At 43.3% G+C, this 24957-nt stretch carries 17 protein-coding genes; 7 read left to right on the top strand and 10 right to left on the bottom strand.

The window, feature by feature from the left end; all coding sequences use genetic code 11:
• Window positions 1-62: 62 nt before the first annotated feature.
• Window positions 63-2702: a valine--tRNA ligase gene (locus BacF7301_RS11550; protein WP_167962930.1), complete on the bottom strand. Its 2640-nt coding sequence runs from the start codon at window positions 2700-2702 to the stop codon at window positions 63-65.
• A 67-nt stretch (window positions 2703-2769) separates the two neighbouring features.
• Window positions 2770-3408: a hypothetical protein gene (locus BacF7301_RS11545; protein WP_167962928.1), complete on the bottom strand. Its 639-nt coding sequence runs from the start codon at window positions 3406-3408 to the stop codon at window positions 2770-2772.
• A gap of 141 nt (window positions 3409-3549) precedes the next feature.
• Here BacF7301_RS11545 and BacF7301_RS11540 point away from each other — a divergent pair, with 141 nt between their 5' ends.
• Together BacF7301_RS11540 and mazG are read left to right on the top strand one after the other, a co-directional pair.
• Window positions 3550-4608, top strand: a complete 1059-nt coding sequence (locus BacF7301_RS11540; RefSeq protein WP_167962926.1) for a DUF3810 domain-containing protein — start codon at window positions 3550-3552, stop codon at window positions 4606-4608.
• Window positions 4609-4689: 81 nt separating this feature from the next.
• On the top strand, window positions 4690-5478 hold the full coding sequence (gene mazG, locus BacF7301_RS11535) for a nucleoside triphosphate pyrophosphohydrolase (RefSeq protein ID WP_167962924.1): 789 nt from the start codon (window positions 4690-4692) through the stop codon (window positions 5476-5478).
• A gap of 121 nt (window positions 5479-5599) precedes the next feature.
• On the opposite strand, the gene BacF7301_RS11530 is transcribed toward mazG, so the two are convergent.
• The 6 genes from BacF7301_RS11530 to rpsA form a co-directional block, all read right to left on the bottom strand.
• Entirely contained in the window at window positions 5600-6055 is a 456-nt protein-coding gene (locus BacF7301_RS11530) for a hypothetical protein (protein ID WP_167962922.1), read from the bottom strand.
• Window positions 6056-6082: 27 nt separating this feature from the next.
• A complete protein-coding gene (locus BacF7301_RS11525) occupies window positions 6083-6460 on the bottom strand; it encodes a hypothetical protein (RefSeq protein ID WP_167962920.1) in 378 nt (125 codons plus the stop codon).
• Window positions 6461-6507: 47 nt separating this feature from the next.
• Complete coding sequence (locus tag BacF7301_RS11520) at window positions 6508-7059, bottom strand: RNA polymerase sigma factor (protein WP_167962918.1); 552 nt, start codon at window positions 7057-7059, stop codon at window positions 6508-6510.
• A 25-nt stretch (window positions 7060-7084) separates the two neighbouring features.
• Window positions 7085-8632: a L,D-transpeptidase family protein gene (locus tag BacF7301_RS11515; protein WP_209319523.1), complete on the bottom strand. Its 1548-nt coding sequence runs from the start codon at window positions 8630-8632 to the stop codon at window positions 7085-7087.
• Window positions 8622-9560, bottom strand: a complete 939-nt coding sequence (locus BacF7301_RS11510) for a ribonuclease Z (RefSeq protein WP_167962914.1) — start codon at window positions 9558-9560, stop codon at window positions 8622-8624. Before BacF7301_RS11510 ends, BacF7301_RS11515 begins: the two co-directional genes overlap by 11 nt.
• A gap of 203 nt (window positions 9561-9763) precedes the next feature.
• Window positions 9764-11566 (bottom strand): 30S ribosomal protein S1, encoded by a 1803-nt coding sequence (gene rpsA / locus BacF7301_RS11505; protein ID WP_167962912.1) that lies wholly within the window; start codon window positions 11564-11566, stop codon window positions 9764-9766.
• A gap of 168 nt (window positions 11567-11734) precedes the next feature.
• Here rpsA and proA point away from each other — a divergent pair, with 168 nt between their 5' ends.
• Entirely contained in the window at window positions 11735-17638 is a 5904-nt protein-coding gene (gene proA / locus BacF7301_RS11500) for an anti-phage protein ProA (RefSeq protein ID WP_245208448.1), read from the top strand.
• 16 nt (window positions 17639-17654) lie between these two features.
• Here the strand turns inward: proA and BacF7301_RS11495 are convergent, their stop codons facing one another.
• Entirely contained in the window at window positions 17655-18794 is a 1140-nt protein-coding gene (locus BacF7301_RS11495; protein WP_167962908.1) for a retron St85 family RNA-directed DNA polymerase, read from the bottom strand.
• A 204-nt stretch (window positions 18795-18998) separates the two neighbouring features.
• Window positions 18999-21206 (bottom strand): DUF5686 family protein, encoded by a 2208-nt coding sequence (locus BacF7301_RS11490; protein WP_369805651.1) that lies wholly within the window; start codon window positions 21204-21206, stop codon window positions 18999-19001.
• Between the two features lie 458 nt (window positions 21207-21664).
• Here BacF7301_RS11490 and BacF7301_RS11485 point away from each other — a divergent pair, with 458 nt between their 5' ends.
• From BacF7301_RS11485 to BacF7301_RS11470, 4 genes are all read left to right on the top strand, one after another.
• Entirely contained in the window at window positions 21665-22015 is a 351-nt protein-coding gene (locus BacF7301_RS11485; RefSeq protein WP_167962906.1) for a type II toxin-antitoxin system RelE/ParE family toxin, read from the top strand.
• A complete protein-coding gene (locus BacF7301_RS11480; RefSeq protein WP_167962904.1) occupies window positions 22012-22302 on the top strand; it encodes a helix-turn-helix domain-containing protein in 291 nt (96 codons plus the stop codon). The genes BacF7301_RS11485 and BacF7301_RS11480 overlap by 4 nt, the downstream gene beginning before the upstream one ends.
• 341 nt (window positions 22303-22643) lie before the next feature.
• A complete protein-coding gene (locus BacF7301_RS11475) occupies window positions 22644-23057 on the top strand; it encodes an HU family DNA-binding protein (RefSeq protein ID WP_167962902.1) in 414 nt (137 codons plus the stop codon).
• Between the two features lie 6 nt (window positions 23058-23063).
• Window positions 23064-24863, top strand: a complete 1800-nt coding sequence (locus BacF7301_RS11470; protein ID WP_167962900.1) for a hypothetical protein — start codon at window positions 23064-23066, stop codon at window positions 24861-24863.
• Window positions 24864-24957: the final 94 nt, after the last annotated feature.

Here is a 24957-nt window from a genome sequence, read left to right as displayed (position 1 = left end):
AAGAAAGGCATCCCAAATCTAATTGAGATGCCCTATATTACATAAAATTAAGTATCAGAGAATTATGCTTTCTTCAAAGCAGCAATACTTTCCTTCAAAGAGTTGATGATACTTTCAGCGTCCGCCTGTTTCTTGCGTTCCATTTCTAGAACGGCTGCCGGAGCATTATTAACAAACTTCTCGTTGCTGAGTTTCTTCAACACTCCCTGCAAGAACCCTTCTTTGTGTTTCAATTCGGCTTCCATACGGGCGATTTCTGCTTCTACATCAATCATATTGCCCAAAGGTACGGCAAATTCTGTCGTGCCGACCATGAAAGATGCGGCACCTTCCGCCTTGTTTTCAACCACCTCAATAGAAGAAAGATTGCACATCTTCTGAATGACCGCATTGAATTCTGCAACCGGATTCTCACCCAATACTTGCAACTCAAGCGCTTCTTTCTGTGCTATATTCTTCTGAAGACGGATGCTGCGGATATTACTGATGATATCTTTAACGACTTCAAACTGTGCAACATCGTTGGTATCAACATATGTATCCATATTTAAAGCACTCACCATCAAACTTTCTCCCTCTTCTGCATTGCGTTCATACATCTGTTGCCATAACTCTTCGGTGATAAACGGCATAAACGGATGGAGAAGATGCAACAAGTTATCCAAATAACAGAGGGTAGCGTTATAGGTAGCACGGTCAATGCCTTGTCCGTAAGCGGGTTTAATCATTTCCAGATACCAGGAAGAGAATTCATCCCAGAATAATTTATAAACAGCCATCAATGCTTCGCTCAAACGGTACTTCTTGAACAAGTCTGCCACTTCTGCCGCTACTTCGTTCTGTTTGGACTCGAACCAGTGGGTAGCCAGTCTTGCCGCTTCTGTGGCTTGAAGGCTATCGTCAACTGTCCATCCTTTAATCAGGCGGAAAGCATTCCATATCTTGTTGCAGAAGTTACGTCCCTGCTCGCAAAGCGCGTCGTCGAAAAGGATATCGTTTCCGGCAGGAGCCGCAAGCATCATACCCATACGTACACCGTCCGCACCATACCTTTCAATCAGTTCCAACGGGTCGGGAGAGTTACCGAGCGACTTGGACATCTTACGTCCCTGCTTGTCGCGAACGATACCTGTGAAATAAACGTTCTTGAACGGCATCTGTCCTTCGTACTCATAACCTGCCATAATCATGCGGGCTACCCAGAAAAAGATAATATCCGGCCCTGTCACCAGGTCACTTGTCGGATAGTAGTATTTGATTTCTTCATTGCCCGGGTTGTTGATTCCGTCGAACAGAGAGATAGGCCACAGCCAGGAAGAGAACCAGGTATCCAAACAGTCTTCATCCTGACGGAAATCGTCTATTGTCAGGGCTGCGTTACCTGTCTTTTCTTTGGCTTTTGCCAAAGCTTCTTCGGGAGTAACGGCTACCACATAACCGCCTTCGGGCAGGAAGTAAGCAGGAATACGGTGTCCCCACCACAACTGACGACTGATACACCAGTCTTTGATGTTCTCCATCCAGTGACGGTAAGTATTCTTATATTTTGCAGGATAGAACTTCAGGTCGTCGTTCATTACAGGCGGCAATGCCATATCTGCAAAATGCTCCATTTTGAGGAACCACTGCATAGACAGTTTCGGTTCGATCACTACATTCGTACGTTCGGAATATCCTACCTTATTCGTATAGGCTTCCGTCTTTTCCAACAAGCCGGCGGCTTCAAGATCTTTTTCGATTTGCTTACGGACATCGAAACGATCCATTCCGATATACATGCCGGCAGCTTCGCTCAATGTACCGTTATCGTTGAAGATGTCGATGCTGGGCAGATTGTATTTTTCACCCAACATATAGTCGTTTACATCATGAGCCGGAGTCACTTTCAGGCAACCTGTACCAAATTCGATGTCTACATAGTCGTCTTCAATCACCGGGATGGCACGGTTCACCAACGGAACGATTACTTTCTTTCCTTTCAGCCATGCATTCTTCGGGTCGTTCGGGTTGATACACATTGCCGTATCTCCCATGATTGTTTCGGGACGGGTAGTTGCCACTACTGCATAGCGGCCTTCTGCGTCACCTTCTACTTTGTAACGGAGATAATACAGTTTTCCATGTTCTTCCTTGTAGATAACTTCCTCGTCAGAAAGGGCGGTCAGTGCTTTAGGATCCCAGTTTACCATGCGGACACCACGATAGATCAATCCTTTGTTGAACAGGTCTACGAAAACTTTGAGTACGCTTTCGCTACGTTTCTCGTCCATAGTGAAGGCTGTACGATCCCAGTCGCAGGACGCACCGAGTTTGCGGAGCTGTTTCAGGATGATGCCGCCGTGTTCGTCTGTCCAGTCCCAGGCATGTTTCAGGAACTCGTCACGCGTCAGGTCGGTTTTCTTGATGCCCTGAGCGGCGAGTTTGTTTACGACTTTCGCTTCAGTGGCGATAGATGCATGGTCAGTCCCCGGCACCCAGCAGGCATTCTTGCCTTCCATACGGGCGCGGCGAACCAAAATATCCTGGATGGTATTATTAAGCATGTGTCCCATGTGCAACACACCAGTGACGTTAGGGGGCGGAATGACGATGGTGTAAGGTTCACGACCATCGGGTTTCGAACTGAATAAATGATTGTCCAGCCAATACTGGTACCACTTTCCTTCCACGTCAGCGGGATTGTACTTACTTGCTAATTCCATATTGTTTTATGTATATGATAGATTGTATATTCAAAAAAATAACGGGTGCAAAATTAATAATTTAAATTCAAATCTTGCCACCCTCAGGCCGATTCTGTGCACGGAAAGAGAATTTATATCCTTCGTAAACGGCGAATCCGTAGAATAATGCAGTCATGGATGCCACGTTGTTCAGTATAAGGGTGAATATTTCTCCATAATCCGCCTCCGCCAAGACTTTAAAAAACGGCATTTCATAATCCTTGGAAATATAGCCGATAATAGAGAAGAAATCTCCTAACACACAGCTGAACAAAGCCAATGCGGCACCAAGAATCCCGAAGACGGGACGTATCCCCTTCCCCTGACGCATGGCGAACCCCACCAAAAAGCCGATGGCAATAGCCATATATCCGATCTGGTAACCGGTAGATACTGAAATTAAGCCCCATGCCACCGCACCTATGAAAGCCGCAGCCACTCCACACAGCAAACCTTTAGGCAGATTTTCCTCGGCAAGCAACTCTTCTCTTGTCATGGACACCGGAAAATCTTCCGGCTTCGGGGGAGCCCACTTTTCCAGTTCTTCGTCGTTTTCGAAGTTCTCACATTCTTCTTCAAAATCAGGAAGTTCTCCTGTCCGATAACAAACTAATCCCTTTTCATTCACGAAATCGCGCGACAGGCAATTCCGGCAATACTTTTCAATTTCTTCAGTTGTAGCCATCTTTTATCCGGTTTATGTTGAATAATTCTCTCTATCAGATTGATTATAAAGTCTGTATTAACAGATTTTTTGCAAATATAGAGGTATTTTTTCGCGTAACGTCTATTAAATGCATATTTTTGTTGACCAAAATCTGAATGAATGATGAAACGGTGGTTGAAAAATAGACATATAGTATTGGGAGTATTACTGCTTTTAGTATGGATGACGCAGTTGATTCCTGCTTTGGCAACCGTATATTCTCATACAATCTATCCCTTTATTTCTTATGGTTTATCGGCTATTTCCAATCTATTCCCTTTTGCGATAGGAGATTTATTTATCTTCCTCAGTATCATAGGGGTTATCGTTTATCCTTTTTACGGTCGTTTCCGCAAGAAATTGCCTTGGAAGAGAGTTTTATTACGTGACGGAGAATACCTGTTATGGATTTACGTGTGGTTCTATCTTGCCTGGGGACTCAATTATTCCCAAAAGAACTTTTATCAGCGGACTGAGATTCCTTATACAGCCTATACGCCGGAGAATTTTAAAGAGTTTGTGAATGATTATATCACGCAACTCAATCGTTCCTATACTCCGGTAAATAGTATCAATCAGGATTTGGTACGTGAAGAAACCGTACGGCTATACAATCAGTTAAGCGACAGCCTTCGTGTGCACCGTCCGCCACACGAATCTCCTAAAGTAAAGACTATGCTGTTTACCCCGTTTATTTCAATGGTGGGCGTAACCGGCAGCATGGGGCCTTTCTTCTGTGAGTTTACTTTGAACGGGGATTTGCTTCCCGCTAACTATCCGGCCACTTATGCTCACGAACTGGCGCATCTGCTGGGTATTACAAGCGAAGCGGAAGCCAATTTCTATGCTTATCAGGTTTGTACCCGTTCTCAAGCTATGGGGATTCGTTTCTCTGGTTATTTCTCGGTATTCGGTCATGTACTGCGAAATGCGCAGAGACTACTTTCCGAAGAAGAATATACGCAGCTTTTCAATCGTATCCGCCCGGAAATCATCCAACTGGCAAAAGATAATCAAGCGTATTGGTCAGCCAAGTATAGCCCGGTAGTGGGTACTGTACAGGATTGGATATACGACCTTTATCTGAAAGGGAATAAGATAGAAAGCGGTCGGCAGAACTATTCGGAAGTGGTAGGACTGCTGATTTCTTATCGGGAGTGGAAAAAACAAATTAGATAAACTGCACTATGGAAGTGCATAAAATAGTAACTTTGTGCACTTTTATAGTGCAATATTTATAAAATCAAAAAAGATATAACGATGTCACATACCAGACAAGAACAGATGGAAGCTTTCGGACGCTTCCTGGATATTCTCGACGAACTGCGTGTCAAATGTCCCTGGGATCGCAAACAGACGAATGAGAGCCTGCGTCCCAATACGATAGAAGAGACTTATGAACTTTGCGACGCATTGATGAGAGATGATAAAAAAGACATTTGCAAAGAATTGGGAGACGTATTGCTGCACGTTGCTTTCTACGCCAAGATAGGTTCGGAAACAGGAGATTTCGACATTAAAGATGTTTGCGACAAGCTATGCGACAAACTGATTTTCCGTCATCCCCACGTATTTGGAGAAGTGAAAGCTGAAACGGCAGGAGAGGTATCCGAGAACTGGGAACAGTTGAAATTAAAAGAAAAAGATGGTAATAAGAGTGTATTGAGCGGTGTTCCCGCTGCCCTGCCCTCACTTATCAAAGCGTACCGCATGCAGGACAAAGCCCGCAACGTAGGCTTCGACTGGGAAGAACGCGAACAGGTTTGGGATAAGGTGAAAGAAGAAATCGGAGAGTTTCAGGAAGAGGTAGCCAATATGGATAAGGATAAGGCGGAAGCCGAATTCGGAGATGTCATGTTCAGCCTTATCAATGCGGCACGCCTTTATAAGATTAATCCCGACAATGCACTGGAACGTACCAATCAGAAGTTTATCCGCCGCTTCAATTATCTGGAAGAACATACCATCAAAGAGGGAAAGAACCTGAAAGACATGACTCTTGGAGAGATGGATGCCATTTGGAATGAAGCAAAGAAAAAGGGGCTGTAAGCCCCTGACTATTGCAAAAAAATAGAGCCTCTATTTCCACTGAACAGAGGCTCTATTTTACTCAAACAGAGCGTCCGATTCATATGAATAGACGCTCTGTTTTTCTTCTTTTATTTTCTCTTTATTTCTTCTTTGAATCTTTACCGCGGTTCATTCCTTTTATCATCTCCCGATGGAAACGCATTTCCGCCCGCTGTACGAGAAATATCTTCTTGCTGGAAAGAATCTTCTTGAACTTACCCAAGTAGGTTTTATCAAGCTGGTCGGCAGCAATACGGTTATTGGCGACTTTCTCGTTGATTTCTTCGTATTGGGCTTCCGTAGTCTTGTCATCCTTACCTTTGCGCATCAAATCCCACGATTCGTCATTCAGTTTTTTCTTTTTATCCTGAAGTTCAAAATAAACGGGGAAGAACTTGGCAGCTTCGTCTTTTGTCAAATCTGCCTGTTCGATAATATACGCTTTCTGTTTTGCTCTGAACTCTTCACGGGACAAGTGCTGGTCACATCCATCAGCAGCCCAAAGAACAGGCATAAAGCCACATAACAAAACGACTAATGCGATTACTTTTCTCATTTTCTGTATTCAATCGGTTTTAATAAATCATTCTACACTTGCGTCACTCAAATAAACATATAACGAATAATCATCCAGCATGGCACGATCCAGTGCTACATCAATCATTTCATCAGATATTACTTCAGTATCTACTTCTGTCACTGCTACCTCGTCTACTGTAACAGGTTTATGGTCTGTCGACGCTACCCGGATAATCAAGGCGGCACCTACAAACATGGCTGCCATATAAAGCAATGGTTTCAGTCTTGTCCATGTGCTGACAGGCTCTTCCTTAAAAACGACTTTCTCTTTTTCAGGAAGCTTGTTCATCACTTCCGAAGTCAGGTTTTCAAAGTAGCTATCAGGAACTTTGAAGGAATTTTCCTTACCAAGTTTCTTCAATAGGGTATCTTCTTCTTTCATACGTTTTTCTCCTCTCTTGTTCTTAGACGTTGCACGTTCTAAAAGGTTTAATCAATTTCTTCTAAAAACTTCTCTATTTTCTTCACCGCATGATGGTAAGATGCTTTCAATGCGCCAACCGACGTACCGAATACTTCCGACATCTCTTCGTATTTCATTTCCTGATAGTACTTCAGGTTGAATACCATGCGTTGTTTTTCCGGCAGGGTCATCAATGCTTTCTGTAAACACAGTTGCACCTGGTCGCCCGAAAAGTACGGGTCGCTTTCCAGCTTCTGCACCACCATTGCTTCCGGGTCGTCGATGGCAACGGTAGTCATGGCACGTTGTTTGTTCAGGAAAGTGAGACATTCGTTCAGCGCGATGCGATAGAGCCAGGTAGACAGCTTCGCCTCGGCGCGGAAATAGTCGATATTTGTCCATGCCTTGATGAACGTGTTTTGCAGGAGATCGTTCGCATCCTCATGCGACAGCACCATCCGGCGGATTTGCCAATATAATTGCTCGCTATACTGCGCCACAATCATCTCGAATCCTTGCCGCTGGGTACTCTCCTCTTGAAGAAGTTTCAGAACTTCGCGTTCGTTATAAGGGGTCATAATCTCTTGTTATCTGTATGTTTATTTATGGTTTCAAATTTTGGTCATTCATTGCCTTTAGTATAGACGGATCATATTTGTATATGTCCTCACAATAACTCAATTTATTATCTGCTGACAGATAAACAGTCTGATAATCTATAAATAAAGGTATATATTTCTCTAAGCTATAATGTTTCAGTTCACGATAAGCCGCACTGATAGGCAGTTTCTTCCCTTCCTCACTCACAGGCTTGATGTCCATTGCGATGCGGATACGGTCTTCAAGCAACGAATCCTGCTTATTCAACAGGAAGAACGAAAAATCGAGTGCTTTCTGAAGGCGTACACAACCATGGCTTACCGCCCGGTTCTTGCGTGTGAAAGCCCAGCGGGAAGGCGTGTCGTGCAGATAGACAGAGTGAGGATTGGGGAAACGGAAAATGATCCGTCCTAACGAGTTTCCTGTTTTATTGTCCTGCTTCACTGTATAGGGTACGCCCTTTCCTGCATACTTAGCCCATTTGATGCTGTGAGGGTCTACTTGCAAACCGGTCTTGTTATCATATACTTTCATACGGTTACGAGTGAAGTAAGTCGTATCTCTGCGATAAGTAGGGATAATCTCTTTCCGGATAATACTTTGAGGGACATTCCAAAATGGATTCAGTTCCATATAGTAGATTCTGCTCGACAGCAAGGGTGTCTTGTTCTTTACGCTTCCCACGCAGATACGCATTTCGAGGATAGAGTCCGTCTCTTCATTGATAGCTTGCAACATGAATGCCGCCACATTGGCTACTACATATTTCTTTCCTTTATCCAAGGCATATTGCCAACGTGCCCGTTCCATATTTACCAATAGACGGTCGCGGTAATAATCCGTAGTATCCGTTTCACCCCAGGTATTCACACGTGCCAGTTCTTCCTGCATCTTCAGGTAAAGCCGGGAAGAAGGCTGTATTTGATGGAAGGCTGTATTTGCATTCATCCGCAGAGAATCCAGAGCAGCCGTTGCGAAGTCCTTATCATAATTTTTCAAAGGTATCCGGCAGATAGAGTCGTTCCACCTGTCCTCTGAAGGGAGAAAGCCGAATTTCAACTGGCACACATAGGAAAGATAAGCAGCCGTCAACTGATATTCCACATCTGCCAGCAGTCGGTTCATTGTCTTTCCTTCCCGCAATTGCAGCGTACGTATCTGCTGCAAGTCTTTACGAATACTGTCCGTAGGATAAAGGCGCGGATTAATGCCATGTTGTGAGATATTCTCCAACCAATACAGCATAGAGTCTGCCACTTGTACGGCAGGTTTATCTGACACCAGCGAATCATTCAACCAAAAGAAATCATCACTCTCTTGATAGTGAGCTACCAAAGCCGAATCCCAAGGAGTCGCCTGTTTGTTCTCATTCAGATAAGAATGAATAATCAGATGGATACTGTCCGAACTAATCTGATAGGCGGGATTGAGCAATTCCTGAAGACTGGCTAAAGAATCTGGTATCGGAGACAAAGGTTTCTCCTTTTTGCATGCAGCCAAACAACTGATACTAACAATTATAACTCCCCAAAGTAAGCATTTACTTTTCATATGCAATTCCTCCATCAACGTCGATACATAAATTCTCTTTCGCTAAAATTGTTTGCGGGAAAATGGCGGATGCTTCATTGAGCAAAATAGACTCATCCTCATAGCGGGCGGAAAAATGTCCGATCACCAATTGCCTTACATCAGCATCCAAGGCAAGTTGCGCTGCTTGTGCTGCCGTTGTATGGTAAGTTTCTTTCGCCCGTATCTCCTCTCCCTGCGCAAAAGTCGCTTCATGGAAAAGCAGGTCTACATTCCTGATTTGCTCCGCAATCACCGGACGATAAATTGTATCGGAGCAATAAGCATATTTTCGTGCCGGAGCCGAAGGTCGGGTCAGGCGTGAATTAGGGATTACCTCTCCTTCGGGAGTAAGAAAATCAGCTCCGTTTTTGATACGGTTCAGCTCATAGACGGGGACTTTATAAAAGTCTACCATGTCTCTGATAATATGACTGGGACGTTGTTTTTCTTCAAAAAGGAAGCCGCAACAGGGAATACGGTGCTTCAAAGGAATTGTAGTTACGGCTACTGAACGGTCGTCATAAATAAGGGTCGGTTCCTTCGTTTCGAATTCATGAAAGAACACCTTATAAGACAGCATCTTACAGAAGAAGGCAAGCATCGGTGCAAATAACTCTTCAAGTCCTTTCGGGGAATGGATATGCAAATCGGCTGTCCTTCCCAACAGACCGAATGTTGAAATCAGTCCTAACAGGCCAAAACAATGGTCGCCATGCAAATGAGAGATAAAGATATGGTTCAATCGGGAAAATTTCAGCCGGGAACGACGTAATTGCATCTGAGCACCTTCCCCACAATCAATCATAAATAGTTTTTCGCGCAGGTTGACGACTTGGGAAGTCGCAAAATGTCGTGTGGTAGGCAAAGCGGAGCCGCACCCTAATATATGTAACTCAAATTTTTCCATGGTATGCAAAGATATAGTATTTCAGATTCAATCCGGCAATCGGGACATGTTTTTTTTCACCACAGAGGACGCAGAGGGCACAGAGGGGATATAATTTTAGTATTAATACCCAATCCACCTCTGCGTCCTCTGTGTCCTCTGTGGTAAATAGAAAAAGGCGCCCCCGTTTGGGAGCGCCTTCATTAGAAAATATTCTGTTCAGATTATTTCTTTCCTTCCAACTGTTCTTTCAATGCAGCCAGAGCGTCGAAGTCGCCCAGTGTAGTTGAAGCAGCCTGGTTTTGGATCATCGGAGAATCTTCTCTCTTGCCACTGTTTGATGATTTCTTAGCACCGGAAGAAGCTTTCTTTTCTGCTCTTTCTTCTGCTTTAGCAACATCTTCGAAGATACGGCTGTGAGACAGGATAATTCTCTTAGCATCTTTGTTGAACTCGATCACTTTGAATTCAAGTTTCTCGTCCAACTGAGCTTGTGCACCGTCTTCTTTTACAAGGTGTTTCGGAGTTGCGAAACCTTCTACACCATAAGGAAGAGCTACAACAGCACCCTTATCCAACATTTCGATGATAGTACCTTCGTGTACAGAACCTACTGTGAATACAGTTTCGAACACATCCCAAGGATTTTCTTCGAGTTGTTTGTGACCAAGGCTCAAGCGACGGTTTTCTTTGTCGATTTCCAATACCTGAACTTCGATGTCAGCACCAATCTGAGTAAATTCTGACGGGTGTTTCACTTTCTTAGTCCAAGAAAGGTCAGAGATGTGGATCAAGCCGTCTACACCTTCTTCGATTTCTACGAATACACCGAAGTTAGTGAAGTTACGTACTTTTGCAGTATGTTTAGAACCTACAGGATACTTCTCTTCGATAGTTTCCCATGGATCTTGTTTCAGTTGTTTGATACCCAAAGACATCTTACGTTCTTCGCGGTCGAGTGTAAGAACAACAGCTTCTACTTCGTCGCCTACCTTCATGAAGTCCTGAGCAGAACGCAGGTGTTGGCTCCAAGACATTTCTGAAACGTGGATCAAACCTTCTACGCCAGCAGCGATTTCGATGAATGCACCGTAGTCAGCCATAACGACAACTTTACCGTTCACCTTGTCACCAACCTTCAAGTCAGTATCAAGAGCATCCCATGGGTGCGGAGTCAGTTGTTTCAGACCCAGAGCGATACGTTTCTTTTCGTCATCGAAGTCAAGGATAACAACGTTAAGTTTCTGATCCAGTTCAACAACTTCTTTCGGATCGCTAACGCGTCCCCAAGAAAGGTCAGTGATGTGAATCAAACCGTCTACGCCGCCAAGGTCGATGAACACACCGTAAGATGTGATATTTTTAACAGTTCCTTCAAGAACTTGTCCTTTTTCGAGTTTACCGATGATTTCTTTCTTCTGTTGTTCCAGTTCAGCTTCGATAAGAGCTTTGTGAGATACAACAACATTTTTGAATTCCTGGTTGATTTTAACAACTTTGAATTCCATTGTTTTGCCAACGAATACATCATAGTCGCGGATCGGTTTAACGTCGATCTGAGAACCCGGCAAGAATGCTTCGATTCCGAATACGTCTACGATCATACCACCCTTAGTGCGGCATTTGATGAATCCCTTGATAATTTCTTCATTTTCCAGAGCAGCGTTCACGCGATCCCAAGAACGAGTAGCGCGGGCTTTTCTGTGTGACAGGACGAGCTGTCCTTTTTTGTCTTCCTGGTTTTCGATGTACACTTCTACTGTATCACCTACTTTCAGGTCAGGATTGTAACGGAATTCATTCAAAGGGATGATACCGTCTGATTTGTAACCGATGTTCACAACTACTTCACGCTTGTTCATTGCGATTACGGTTCCGTCAACAACCTCACGGTCGTTAACTTTGTTAAGCGTACCGTCGTAAGCTTTTTCTAAGTCTTCGTGGCTTGCGCTTGTTACTGCTTCGCCGTTTTCATAAGCATCCCAGTTGAAATCTTCAATAGGAGCTACGTTCTTTAAGTTTTCCATTAATAAATAAATTGTTTAATACTTTAATTAAATAAGACATTATATTTTCTATAAATCGGGCGCAAAGGTAGGAATATTTTCTTGATTGACAAAAGAATGACTGAATAAAAGATGGTTATATCCGTATTTTTTGTAATATTGCAAGCTTTAATTTATACAGTTTTTGCCATGGACGAGAGATTGGACAAAGTCAAGGTACAATTCGGCTATTTGCCGCTCATTAATTTTGCGATACAACAAAACAGTGCACCGGTCATTCATCAACTTTCTATTGAGAACATAACCTCTGCCCCGCTAAAGGACATACAAGTGCTAATCACGACTGAACCGGCTTTCGGCAATGCTGTCCCGACGGTTATCGAGCAGATTCCGGCTAACAGTACGGTATCTCTGCAATCACCCAGTCTCACGTTATCTGCCAATTATTTCACGCAACTGACCGAGCGTTTATCCGGTAACTTAAAGATAGAAATCACTTCCGAGGCAACGCTGATATTTACCCGGACCTACCCTATCGACATGCTGGCTTATGACCAATGGGGCGGACTCAATGTGCTCCCCGAAATGCTGGCCGCCTTTATCACTCCCAACCACACGGCTATCTTACCTATTATAAAAAGGGCGGCTGCCATCTTAGGACAGTGGACGGACAGCCCGTCTCTCGACGAATATCAGAGCCGTAACCCGGACAGGGTAAGAAAGCAAATGGCGGCTATTTATACCGCCATCTCAGAACAGCAGATTATATACAGCACCGTTCCCGCAAGTTTTGAGGAGTACGGGCAACGTGTCCGGCTGGCAGATTCCGTAATGGCTCAGAAGTTGGGAACTTGCCTGGATATGTCCTTGCTCTATGCTTCGTGCCTGGAAGCTATCGGGCTGAACGCGCTTGTCATCATTACCCAAGGGCATGCTTTCGCAGGAGCCTGGCTAGTGCCGGAGACTTTTCCCGACCCTACGATAGACGATGTTTCTTTATTAACAAAAAGGACGGCGGAAGGAATCTACGACATCACTTTAGTAGAAACGACCTGTATGAATATGGGGCATCAGTCCGACTTCGACGATGCCGTGAAGAAAGCGGACGGCAAGCTGAAAGAAGGTACTCATTTCATACTTGCGGTAGATGTGAAGAGGGCGAGACACTCGGGAATCCGCCCTATCCCCCAACGCATATTACACGGACAGACTTGGGAAATAGACGAAAACTCACTGACTATTCAGAAGAATACGGTTCATATTACACCGCAAAGTATCAATCCTTATGATTTATCAGGCAGCGATACCCAGACAGCCATAACCAAACTGGTAATATGGGAAAGGCGGCTCCTCGATTTAAGCCTGCGCAATAACCTATTGAATATCCGTATTACTAAAAATACGCTCCAACTAATCCCGGCAAATCTTGCCAGTCTGGAAGATGCTTTGGCAGACGGGGAAGAGTTCCGTATCCTTCACCGCCCTGCCGACTGGGAAAGTCCGGCTATGGAGTTCGGCATCTATTCCTCTGTTTCCGAGTCCAATCCGATTGTTGATTTTGTCAATTCGGAGCTTTCGCAGAAAAGATTACGTTTTTACTTATCGGAGAATGATTTAGGCAAGGCATTGACGCATCTCTACCGTTCTTCGCGGACATCTATTGAAGAGAATGGAGCTAATACGCTTTATCTTGCGTTGGGATTGCTAAAATGGTATGAGACTCCTTCCAGCGAACGCCCGCGTTATGCGCCGATACTGCTGCTTCCGGTCGAAATCATCCGCAAATCGGCAGCTAGAGGATATGTCATCCGTTCCCGCGAAGAGGAAACTATGATGAATATTACATTATTGGAGATGCTCCGCCAAAACTTCGGCATCAGCGTGCCCGGATTAGACCCGTTGCCTACCGACGGAAGCGGTGTAAACGTAAAGTTAATCTACTCCATCATCCGAAACTGCATCAAGAACCAACGCAAATGGGACGTTGAAGAGCAAGCTATTTTGGGCATATTCTCTTTCAATAAGTTCATCATGTGGAATGATATTCACAATAATGCCCACAAACTGGTTCAGAACAAGATTGTATCCAGCCTCATCAACGGAAAGATAGAATGGGAAGCTGCTACGGAAGAGATAGACGCAAGTTACATGGACAAGCAACTGTCTCCTGCCGATATCGTATTGCCTATCATCGCCGATTCTTCCCAATTGGAAGCCATATACGAAGCGGTGCACGACCAAACTTTTATCCTGCACGGCCCACCGGGAACAGGTAAATCACAAACCATCACCAATATTATCGCCAACGCACTTTATAAAGGAAAGCGTGTGCTATTCGTAGCGGAAAAGATGGCTGCCCTCTCTGTTGTTCAAAACAGATTGGCCGCCATCGGTCTTGCTCCGTTCTGTCTGGAAATCCACTCTAACAAAACAAAGAAATCTGCGGTTATCTCACAACTGAAAGAGACGACTGAAATTATCAGGCAGACGCCGCCCGAAGAATTCAAGAAAGAAGCGGAACGCTTACTTGGTTTACGGGCAGAGTTGAATAAATACATCGAAGCCTTGCATAAAGAGTATCCGTTCGGCATTTCATTGTATGATGCGATTATTCATTATCAATCATCGGATGCCGAGCCTTGTTTCGATATTCCCCTATCCTATTTGGAGACATTGGATAAAGAAACATTTACCCAATGGGAAGACGCCATTGAATCTTTGGTACGCACAGCCAATGCGTGCGGACACCCTTACCGGCATCCGTTGACGGGTATCTCTATTTCAGAATATTCTTCTGCCGGAAAGGACGAAGCCGAGCGTTCACTCACCGACTTTACAGACTTATTGCAAGCTATCCGACAGAAATTAACCGCGTTCTCCGCTCTTTTGGCAGATACGGAAATGCATCCCACACGCGCTGACTTTCAAACGATTGCGAACATTATCCGAAACATACTTGATATTCCCGAACTTACTCCCGGATTATTGACTCTTCCATCACTGAACGAGACTCTTGATGAATATCGTGAAGTAGTGAACCATGGGCGCAAACGTGACGAACTAAGAAAGACGATTGAAACCGGATTCACTAAAGAAATCCTGCAAGCGAACGCCAAAGCAATGTTAACCGAGTGGAACCGGGTATCTGCCCAGTGGTTTATTCCCAGATATTTCGGACAAAGAAAAATAAAGAAAGCACTCCATGCATATGCGCTGAAAGCCATCGAGCCGGATACTATCAAACCGTTGCTCCACCAGATTGTCCAATACCAGGAAGAAGCAGAAGCCGTTCAGAAATACGCAAGTCAACTGCCTGCCCTATTCGGACGATTCGGCAAGAATGAAGATTGGAATACAATTGAACAGATTATCAATGACATGGTTTCTCTTCATTCGCATTTGTTGAGTTATTCGAAAGATATCGCCAAAGTCTCACAAATCAAACGCAACCTGTCTGTACAACTGGCTGAAGGAATACAAACATTCAGAGATATTCATACCCATTCTCTCGATGAAATCTACCGGTATTCGAATGAACTCGTGAACATAGAGCACAAACTTTCCGGCACTCTAGGCATTTCAATAGTAGAGCTTTATATAAATTCTACCGATTGGATAAACACAGGCATATCAAAAGCTCAAACATGGAAAGAGAATTTGGATAAGCTCAAAGACTGGTATCAGTGGCTACAAGCTTACCGGACGCTCGACAGACTTACTATCGGATTTATAGCTACGGAATATAAAGAGAAGAATATCCCTACCGCTCAACTTACCGGCAGTTTCTACAAGAGTTTTTATCAGGCAGCCATTCAGTATATCATTTCCAAAGAACCGACTTTGGAGTTATTCAATGGCAAAATATTCAATGATATTATAGCGAAGTACAAGCTAATATCCACTCAATTCGAAGAAACCACTAAAAAGGAATTGTTTGCCAGGTTGGCTTCCAATATTCCATCCTTCACTCATGAAGCTATTCAAAGCTCCGAAGTTGGCATACTCCAGAAGAACATCCGCAACAATGCACGCGGTATATCCATCCGTAAGCTGTTCGACCAAATTCCGACGTTGTTGTCGCGTATGTGCCCGTGCATGCTGATGAGTCCTCTTTCCGTTGCCCAATTCATTGATACGGATGCGGATAAATTTGACCTGATAGTCTTTGACGAAGCATCGCAGATGCCGACTTATGAAGCCGTAGGCGCCATTGCCCGAGGGAAGAATGTGGTTATTGTAGGCGACCCGAAACAGATGCCACCGACAAATTTCTTCTCGGTCAATACCACTGACGAAGAGAATATAGAAATGGAAGATTTGGAGAGTATCCTTGATGACTGCCTCGCCTTGTCCATTCCTTCCAAGTACCTGTTGTGGCACTATCGAAGCAAACACGAGAGCCTTATCGCTTTCAGCAACTCCGAATATTACGACAATAAGCTGATGACGTTCCCTTCTCCGGACAATATCGAATCCAAGGTCAGAATGGTGAATATTAACGGTTATTATGACAAAGGAAAATCGCGTCAGAACCGGGCGGAAGCACAAGCAGTAGTCGATGAAATAGCAAGAAGGCTGAGTAACGATGAATTAAGGAAGAAAAGCATCGGCGTAGTCACTTTCAGCATCGTCCAGCAGGCTTTAATAGAAGATTTACTGTCCGACCTCTTTATCGCCCATCCCGAACTGGAAACTCTTGCCTTGGAATGTGAAGAGCCGCTATTTATCAAGAACTTGGAGAATGTGCAGGGAGACGAACGGGACGTGATTCTCTTTTCGGTAGGTTACGGCCCGGATGCCGCAGGACGTGTCAGCATGAACTTCGGCCCGCTAAACCGTGCGGGTGGAGAAAGAAGACTCAACGTAGCAGTCTCCCGTGCCCGGTACGAGATGATTATTTACTCTACTCTACGGTCGGATATGATAGACTTGAACCGGACTTCTTCCATTGGAGTAGCCGGACTAAAACGTTTCCTTGAATACGCAGAGAAAGGAACAAGGAATGTAATCAACAGTTCAGACAATTCACTATCAGAAACATCTGCTTCTATCGAAAACATCATTGCCGACAAGTTGCGTTCACTGGGATATACCGTGCATACCGACATCGGATGCTCAGGTTATAAAATAGATATAGGCATAGTAGATACCCTAAACGAGTCTAATTACCAACTAGGCATTATCTGCGACGGGAAGAATTACAAGCGTACTAAAACCGCACGCGACCGGGAAATTGTTCAGAATAATGTCCTGAAAGCACTCGGTTGGAACATCTGCCGCATATGGACAATGGACTGGTGGGAAAAACCGGATGAAGTAATTGCGTCCATACAGGAAGCAATCTCCCAAAAGAAAGCATCAAAAGCAAGTAGTGAAACCTATAATGTTAAGACAAATACTACTCCGGCGGTCATAACAGAAGAGAAACAAAACAAGGAGTCTGTTTCACCCCCCGAAGGGAATACAAATGAGCTTTCATTTCTTCTCAAAGCATCTCCAGTTGCTGCTGAAAAACAACCGACTGCTGTTCCCGTTGCCCCAAGCAGGCAACAGAAGTATAAATCCGCCGAAGTGACTCCGGACAAATATCTGTCCGAAGATTTCTTCCTCACGGAAAGTTCCCCCATCCTTACTTCCCAAATACGGAAAATTATAGAGAACGAAGCTCCTGTCAGTAAATCGTTACTTTGTAAGAAGATTCTAGCTGAATGGGGAATCAGCCGTCTGGGGCCACGGATAGAAGCTCACATAGAAGCTATTCTTGATACACTGAATATCTGCCGCACGGAACATGACGGATATGTTTATTGTTGGAAAGATAAAGAGCAATGTTGTTCGTATCCGGCTTACCGCCCGGTTTCCGACCGGGATGTAACAGATATTCCCCCTGAAGAAATAGCCAATGCTATCCGGCAGATACTAACCGACTCCATCAGCCTGCCTGCAGCAGATTTGGTAAAAGCATGTGCGCAGACATTCGGTTTTCCCCGCATGGGTTCGACCATAGACGCTGCCATGCAGAGAGGAATCCGCGAAGCTGTGAAAAGAAATTATGCAAAAATGGAAAATGAACGGGTAACGATTGCCTATTAATACCGTTTAAGGCTGACTAATACCGTTGTTCCAAACGTTTCAAGGCAATAATAGAATCGGATACATAAGCGTTGTCCGGTTCTATCGAGCGCCAATAACAAAGTTCCCCGATAAGCCGTTTCAAATAGGCAGGGTCGTTGGAACCGATTCTACGTTGATGTTCCGCCAATCCCTTTGTCAGAATGAAATAAACATTCTTCCGAATCTCCCGCTTTCTTGTTTTGGGTATCGTCAGTTTCACACCGGAACTTATAGATACTCCCGTGATAATCTTCCTGTCATACCCATGCAAGAAACGAGTCTTTTTATGATTCGGTTCAAATTTCTCGTCACGGATTATTTGTTTAATCCGGGGAATTATCTGGTCTTTTGGAAACACATCGCCGGAGAAAGTCAGGTCATCGGCATAGCGGGTATATGTCAACCCATACTCTGCTGCCAACGCAGATAATTTCTTATCCATCTCATAGCCGACAATATTGCTCAATGACGGACTTGTAGGAGCTCCCTGAGGTAAACAATTACGCAGGCAACACAAGGTTCTAAAGACTTTCGCCACGTTCGCCGGATAGCCCATCATCTCGAATGTATTCTTCACTCTCGGACTTCGTATAGAAAAGAAAAAATCATGAATATCCATTTTCAACACATACCGCTTTCCCAAATGAGGGCTGGCATTGTCAACCACCGAATGTCTGCACCGGAAGCCGACTGATGCCGGATGGATGGTAGTCACCGATGATAAGATTCGGGAGTTAATAGTCGTTTGGATAGATTGTAGTTCTTTACGCGGAGCGGAAATCATCCGATACCCGCCTTTTCTTTTTCTCACCCAAAACTCATGGTAATGGGCAGGGATATTTTCAAGTATTTCTTTCAGCTTGTTTGCTTCTACGCCCAATAGCCTGGCGCACCAGACGACTGCTTCTTCATCAAACTTGGGAACATACGGAGCACGCGGAACTGTCACTCCTAAAGCTCGTCGAAGCCAGGCTCCATGCCCGGATTCAGATTTAGATTTGGAAAAATCTTCTTCCTTCCCACCGCCTGCTGTCGCTTTCCATCTTTTATACCCTTCTTGTTTCCTGCTCGAAGAAATCATTTTATAAATCAGGAAACCTGTGATTATAAGTATGGTTATTAAAATACCGTCCATTTTGTATTATGTATATAAAAAAGAGAGAAGAGGATGAGTTATTTACTAAAATAAATTTAGGTATTTATACCTAAGAATTTATTTTCTAGGAAAATACCTGTGCTTATGAGGCGACTACACCTCTTTTGTGCTAAATTTTGCCCTCATCCTCTTCTATACAAAGGTAGAAAAATCTTTCGATTTATGCAACAAGAACGTAGAAAACTATCGGTTGAATAACTCGAATGTAAATTTACAGCCTATTCCACCGAACTTCCAGTTCTCACTGCTCACAAAAACTCCGACATCAAAAATATGTGTGCCGATGCCGTATCCTACTTCCAGATAAGGCTGAAGATGGGGCATGGAGAGGGCGCTAACATAAATACGCTCATTCTGTACATAACGCGTATATTTCATCAGATGCTTCAGTATAAGGAATGGCGCTTCATAAGTGAAATGCCCGCGTACATAACGACGGGAAGAGTTGTACCAACGTCCGTCGAGCACTTGAAACACTCCGCCGATTTCATCGTTCCATCCCACGGGAAGATTACGACGGGAAAAATTGGCGAAATCCACGAAATACAATTCATCCTGATTGGTGAACGCGCCAAATCCAAAACGATAATAGATATTACGCATCAGTCCCAACCGGATTTGATGTTGAAGGTCAAACTCTATTCTTTCGTATTCACCCGTACTTTTGAATACCCCTTTAATACCCCGTTCGTAATCGACTGAGAACGTAGGATATAAGGAACGGAGATTTATTTTTCGTTTTCCATTCATATAATAGTAAAGTCCCGGCGTCCATTCCACCCGGATACGGGGAGCAAAACTGATATAGGTATTCTTGAATTTCTCCATAAATTCCGGGGGCGGCATCGGATAATCACCGGTTATCACAAAGCGCGAAGGCTCTACGGCTGTCCTCTTATGAGCGGAGAACCCCAAGCTTATATCCAGACCGTTGACTACTTCAACCGTATGGCGGAAATTAAAATACAAGTCTTTGAAATAATCGAGATGAATCAAATCGAAATTGAAAATGCTGTCCGGCATAGCTTTCAACTCGTCCAGCACCTTACTGCTATAAATACGGTTACCATTACCCACATTCAAGCGGAAGAATCCCCGTTTTTGCGGCCAGTACTCAAAGTCGGCATTCAATGACCAATAAAACTCTTTGCGGGTGAAATTATATCCGAGTTTAGGAACAATACGGAGCAACTTATCGCCCCTGAAAAGACGGTTGTAGCGAAAATCCTGCCGATAAGACAAACCGTTGCTTCCGCTATAACTGAACAGGAGCGGATTAATAAACGGAGAAAAACGGACACTTCCGATATTAGAAAGATTGAACTTATAATCTTCCACCATCAGGTCACCCATTGTTCCCCAAAAAGCCTGGCTCTTGGATGGCTTCTGTATAGTAGCCGTATCACGCCTCAGCCTGTTATCAGTGTATAGTTTCTTCTCACTTTCAGTTAAAGGAATAGGTCGCATGATGGCAAAGGTCGAAGCATCTGTCTTATAGGCATTCGTATCACATTGCAAAGAGAATGATTCTGAGAGATTATAATTTGTCTTCTCTTTCTTGCGCACTTTCTTTTCTTTCAATTCGATGGATTTATAATCCAAAGAAGCAGCGTAGTTGCCATCAACCTTATTTCCGAGGAATTTAAAAAGGGCTTCCACATCATAACGCACAGGCAAAAATTCATTTTTCTTGCCTACATCTCCCATCTTAATCCAGCAGGTGAATGTTATAAGTTCCGACCGTCCCGAAAAACGTATTTCCCGAACACTCCATACATTACTACTGACAATCATGTAACCGCCTACCAACTGGTCGCTCTTTGTACGAGGAATAAAACGTACCCGGTAATCCAGATTATTCGGATCTCCCATCACACTGTCTATCCGGTATTTATAGTATTTTTGCCCGTTCTTGGCTAGTGGTGACAGCAACCGCTCGTCATTCAGCAGAGAAGAAGAGTAGATATTCACATTAAAATATTCGAGCAATCCCGGAAGTCCTCTGTTTCCCCTTACAGTTCCTTGCGAGGCTTTTACTTTCTGGTCGTATATATTGGGAGCGGTATAATGAAGGTCACTATAAGTTTCGAGAAGATACTCGCGCACCCCCTTTTGCAAACGGAACATAGAAGGTACATAGCGAAGGATAAAATTCTTTTTCTGAATATCCATCTTACCTTTTATATATAGGTTGGCACGATAGTCACTGACTATCGTTTCATATAAAGGCGCGAAAGTCATGACACGCTCAATGATGGAATCGGCAGAAATACTTTGACGCGTATAAGGATTCATTATATAGTTACTGGCTGCCCCCTTTAAAGTAAAAGAGAACATACATAGTATGCATCCTATCAGTATTTTATCTCTCAATCGTCGTATCTCCTTCATTAACGTAGGCAAATATAAAAAAGAATATCGAAAAGCAAGGAGATTGGGGTACTAAAAAGAGTTATTGAAGAAAACTACCTGTAAAAAAGGGACTATCCGAAATGCCAGACAGTCCCTTGCGGTTCTCTTTTTATGCCTTACTCTACAGGTAATGATGACATATCCTATTAGCATAGTGAGGCCACCAACTATCATATCTATAAATATCGGTAGAATCACCAACACCTCAATCATTAACACTTAATATATAAGCCATTAATACTTGACATGCAAACCATTAATAGCCAACAACTCAGATATTAACTATTAAAAGAGGAAACTTTAATATCAATGCTACCATTCATTAATCATCCATCTAATCAATCATACAACCCCTCATGAATGTTAAATACTCACATCTGCATAAAATAAACATCAATTAATTTGCCTAAACGCAACTTATACGTTACATTTGTATTATGAAAAAATACAGAAATGTAATCACATATAAGAATTTCTTTGAGGACTTTCTTAGTCAGCAGCAACCAAAGGTAGTAAGTAAAATATTGCAGATATTACGTATTATCGAAGAAGTGGAACGAGTGCCCGTTAATCATCTCAAATATATTGAAGACACAAACGGACTATTTGAAATACGTGTAAAATTCGGCAGTGATATATTTCGTGTTTTTTGCTTTTTTGATGCAGGTAAACTGGTAGTTTTATTAAGTGGATTTCAGAAAAAGACACAAAAGACTCCACCTGAAGAAATAAAAAGAGCAATTCGTCTTATGAATGAATATTATAAAGAAAAGGAGGAACGAAAATGAAAACAAAAACATTATCAGAATTGGAAGATAAGTTTATCGGAGAAAAAGGAACCCCATCCCGTGATGCTTATGAAAAAGAACTATCTGATTTGATGATAGGTTTTCAAATAAAGAATGCCCGCATGAAATTAGACGTTACACAAGAAGAACTAGCCAACCGTATCAATAAAAAAAGAGCTTTTATCTCACGTATAGAAAATGACGGTAGCAATCTTACCATAGGGACATTACGTGATATAGTAGAACGTGGACTTGGTGGAAAACTTAGCATCGAAGTTCAAATATAACACCTATAATCTAAATAAACAACGCTTCCGCCCATATCCGGAAGCGTTACTTTTTATCCAATATTACATATCCATTTTATATTGCCGCATCCATTCTTTTTTTCTACCTTTGCAATATTATAAACGACAAGATGTTTTTACCAATTCATAAGGAAGAATTAATCATTTCTACCGCACAGATTAATAATTCCCCCTTATCCTTTAGCAATTTCATCCGCTTGAATTAATCTGTTGCACTTGAGCAACTACCCGGATACACTTGTGCAACAGCACAGTTACACTTGTCCATTCCGGTGAATGCCCAACTGCAAGCAAATAGTGATAATCTAAAAGGAATTATTATGAGCATACTTTACAAGACAACCCGCTTTGCGGATACTTTCAGTGGTGACAAAGAAACAAATGTACGGGTGCAGCTATTATCATGGGATACGCTGGATACCAAAGCCTTTGTAGAATATCTGGCTTTCAAGAACAACATTTCCAAAGGCGATGCATACAAAAACCTCAGCATGATATTGGAAGGTATAGAAGCCATTCTGAAAAATGGCAATATTCTCAATCTGGACGATTTTGGCAGTTTCTCCCTGAACGGCAGTTTCTGTGAAGACAAAGAACCCGGCGAAAGCCACCGGGCGGAATCCATAGAAGTGAAGAATGTTGTATTCAAGGCGGAAAAGCGCCTGAAAAGACGGATAACTGCGGCAGGATTTGAGAAGTATAATCCTGAAAGACATAACAAACGAAAATACTAGAACAATATGGAATACGACAGAACCTACTCCATCCGAAAAGGCGAATACTTTGCGGATGCATTGAAACGTGCCGGTAAAGACTTTATCCCGACCAATTGCATCATTAACAAGTTACTGCCCGGACTGGGAGCTACGCATTGCGAACTGACAGCACCGCGGAAATCTATCATTATCGAGCCTAATGTGCCTGTTATCGAGTCGAAAGCGAAGAAACATAAAAATGCACTGGCTATCTATAAAGGGGTGACTATCCGGAAAGTGGCTGATTTTCTGGAAGAAAACCGTGATAAGCATTACAAGCTGTTGACCACTCCCGAAGGTTTCACGAAAATCAAGGAAGCGATGCAAGCGGTGGGGATAGATATGTACACAGAATGCTTCATCCTGTTTGATGAATGTGAGAAGTTAGTGCAGGACGTGCATTACCGTGATTCTATCCGCGAACCGATGAACGATTTCTTTCATTTCCAAAACAAGGCACTGATATCCGCCACCCCTATCATACCCGAAAAGGACAACCGCTTCGACGGCTTTATGCGCGTACTGATTAAACCGGATTACGCATATCGCCAAAAACTGAAACTTATCACTACGAATAATGTACTGGAGACATTGCAGGAAGTGATTGAAGCGAAGCGAGGAACGGTCTGCATCTTCTGCAACAGCATTGACTCAATAGACAGTTTTTACCGATTGATACCCGAACTGAGTAATGCATGTACTTTTTGCAGCGAAGACGGGCAATACAAACTATGGAAAGGCAACCGACGCAAAAAATCAATGATGATTACCGAACTGGAACGTTACAACTTCTTCACCTCACGTTTCTATTCGGCAGTAGACATCGTATGCAAAAATCCCCCGCATGTGATTTTCATCAGCGATTTATACGGTGCCGCACAATCGGTTATCGACCCGGCTACCGAAGCTATTCAAATCATCGGGCGTTTCCGGGGCGGAGTAAACAGTGTGACACATATTGCTTCTATCCGGCCCGAATTGGAATGTATGTCTTCGCCGGAGATTGACCGCTGGATTCAAGGTGCAGCCACTGTTTTCAACGGATGGAAAGCACAACTGGCACGGACATCGAATATCGGCGAACGGACATTATTGCAGGAAGCTATCGGAGAAAATTCCTATCTTCCTTATCTGGACGAGAACGGAAAACCAGACCCGTTCCTGATAGCCAATTTCTATGAGAAAGAACAAGTGAAACGTCTATATACATCTACCGAACTGTTGTGTAATGCCTATCAACAAACCAATTATTTTGAGTTCTCACATGAAGAACGCCTCATGCCGGTTTCGGACAATGAGCGTATGGCAATCCAGCACCGTCTGGCAAAGAAAAAGCGGGCGGAGCTTATCGTCCGCAAACTGGAAGAGATGGAAAAGATGGGCAGAGCCACTGACAAGAAACTGCAAAAGCGCTATCAACGTATGTTGGGAAATCTCATAACTTCTACTGCCGACAGATATATATACGATTGTTTTTGCCGGTTTGGTGGTGAATTTATCCGTGAATCCGACTATAATGAGAATAAGTTGCGTACAGCATTAAATGTCAGCAGCGAACAATCCATTAAGAAGTCGGGACAGATGAAAACCCGTATCCAACGAACTTTCCCCATAGGGACTGAATTGTCGGTTCAGGAAGTAAAGAGTATGCTCAAACAGGTATATAAGAAAATGGGACTGAACACCGGACGAGGTATCACGACTAAAGAACTGGAACAATATGCAGAGGTGGAAAATTATAGAAATCATGAAACCAGAACAATCAAAATACTGAAATTCAAATAATTAAAAGAAAAATGCAGTTTTTATTCCGAAAAAGATAAAAACTCCCTATTGTTTTTTGCAAACTTATCTTAAAATCAGACTATTTTTAAAGATA

This window comes from Bacteroides faecium, assembly GCF_012113595.1.
GTDB classification, from domain to species: domain Bacteria; phylum Bacteroidota; class Bacteroidia; order Bacteroidales; family Bacteroidaceae; genus Bacteroides; species Bacteroides faecium.
The sequence above is the reverse complement of the archived record's forward strand: the minus strand, read 5'-3'. Positions and strand labels throughout refer to the sequence as shown.

Bases quoted from the DNA above. Each gene is read 5' to 3' on its own strand.
- BacF7301_RS11550 (WP_167962930.1), bottom strand. From the start codon at position 2,702: ATGGAATTAGCAAGTAAGTACAATCCCGCTGACGTGGAAGGAAAGTGG.
- BacF7301_RS11545 (WP_167962928.1), bottom strand. From the start codon at position 3,408: ATGGCTACAACTGAAGAAATTGAAAAGTATTGCCGGAATTGCCTGTCG.
- BacF7301_RS11540 (WP_167962926.1), top strand. From the start codon at position 3,550: ATGATGAAACGGTGGTTGAAAAATAGACATATAGTATTGGGAGTATTA.
- mazG (WP_167962924.1), top strand. From the start codon at position 4,690: ATGTCACATACCAGACAAGAACAGATGGAAGCTTTCGGACGCTTCCTG.
- BacF7301_RS11530 (WP_167962922.1), bottom strand. From the start codon at position 6,055: ATGAGAAAAGTAATCGCATTAGTCGTTTTGTTATGTGGCTTTATGCCT.
- BacF7301_RS11525 (WP_167962920.1), bottom strand. From the start codon at position 6,460: ATGAAAGAAGAAGATACCCTATTGAAGAAACTTGGTAAGGAAAATTCC.
- BacF7301_RS11520 (WP_167962918.1), bottom strand. From the start codon at position 7,059: ATGACCCCTTATAACGAACGCGAAGTTCTGAAACTTCTTCAAGAGGAG.
- BacF7301_RS11515 (WP_209319523.1), bottom strand. From the start codon at position 8,632: ATGAAAAGTAAATGCTTACTTTGGGGAGTTATAATTGTTAGTATCAGT.
- BacF7301_RS11510 (WP_167962914.1), bottom strand. From the start codon at position 9,560: ATGGAAAAATTTGAGTTACATATATTAGGGTGCGGCTCCGCTTTGCCT.
- rpsA (WP_167962912.1), bottom strand. From the start codon at position 11,566: ATGGAAAACTTAAAGAACGTAGCTCCTATTGAAGATTTCAACTGGGAT.
- proA (WP_245208448.1), top strand. From the start codon at position 11,735: ATGGACGAGAGATTGGACAAAGTCAAGGTACAATTCGGCTATTTGCCG.
- BacF7301_RS11495 (WP_167962908.1), bottom strand. From the start codon at position 18,794: ATGGACGGTATTTTAATAACCATACTTATAATCACAGGTTTCCTGATT.
- BacF7301_RS11490 (WP_369805651.1), bottom strand. From the start codon at position 21,206: ATGAAGGAGATACGACGATTGAGAGATAAAATACTGATAGGATGCATA.
- BacF7301_RS11485 (WP_167962906.1), top strand. From the start codon at position 21,665: ATGAAAAAATACAGAAATGTAATCACATATAAGAATTTCTTTGAGGAC.
- BacF7301_RS11480 (WP_167962904.1), top strand. From the start codon at position 22,012: ATGAAAACAAAAACATTATCAGAATTGGAAGATAAGTTTATCGGAGAA.
- BacF7301_RS11475 (WP_167962902.1), top strand. From the start codon at position 22,644: ATGAGCATACTTTACAAGACAACCCGCTTTGCGGATACTTTCAGTGGT.
- BacF7301_RS11470 (WP_167962900.1), top strand. From the start codon at position 23,064: ATGGAATACGACAGAACCTACTCCATCCGAAAAGGCGAATACTTTGCG.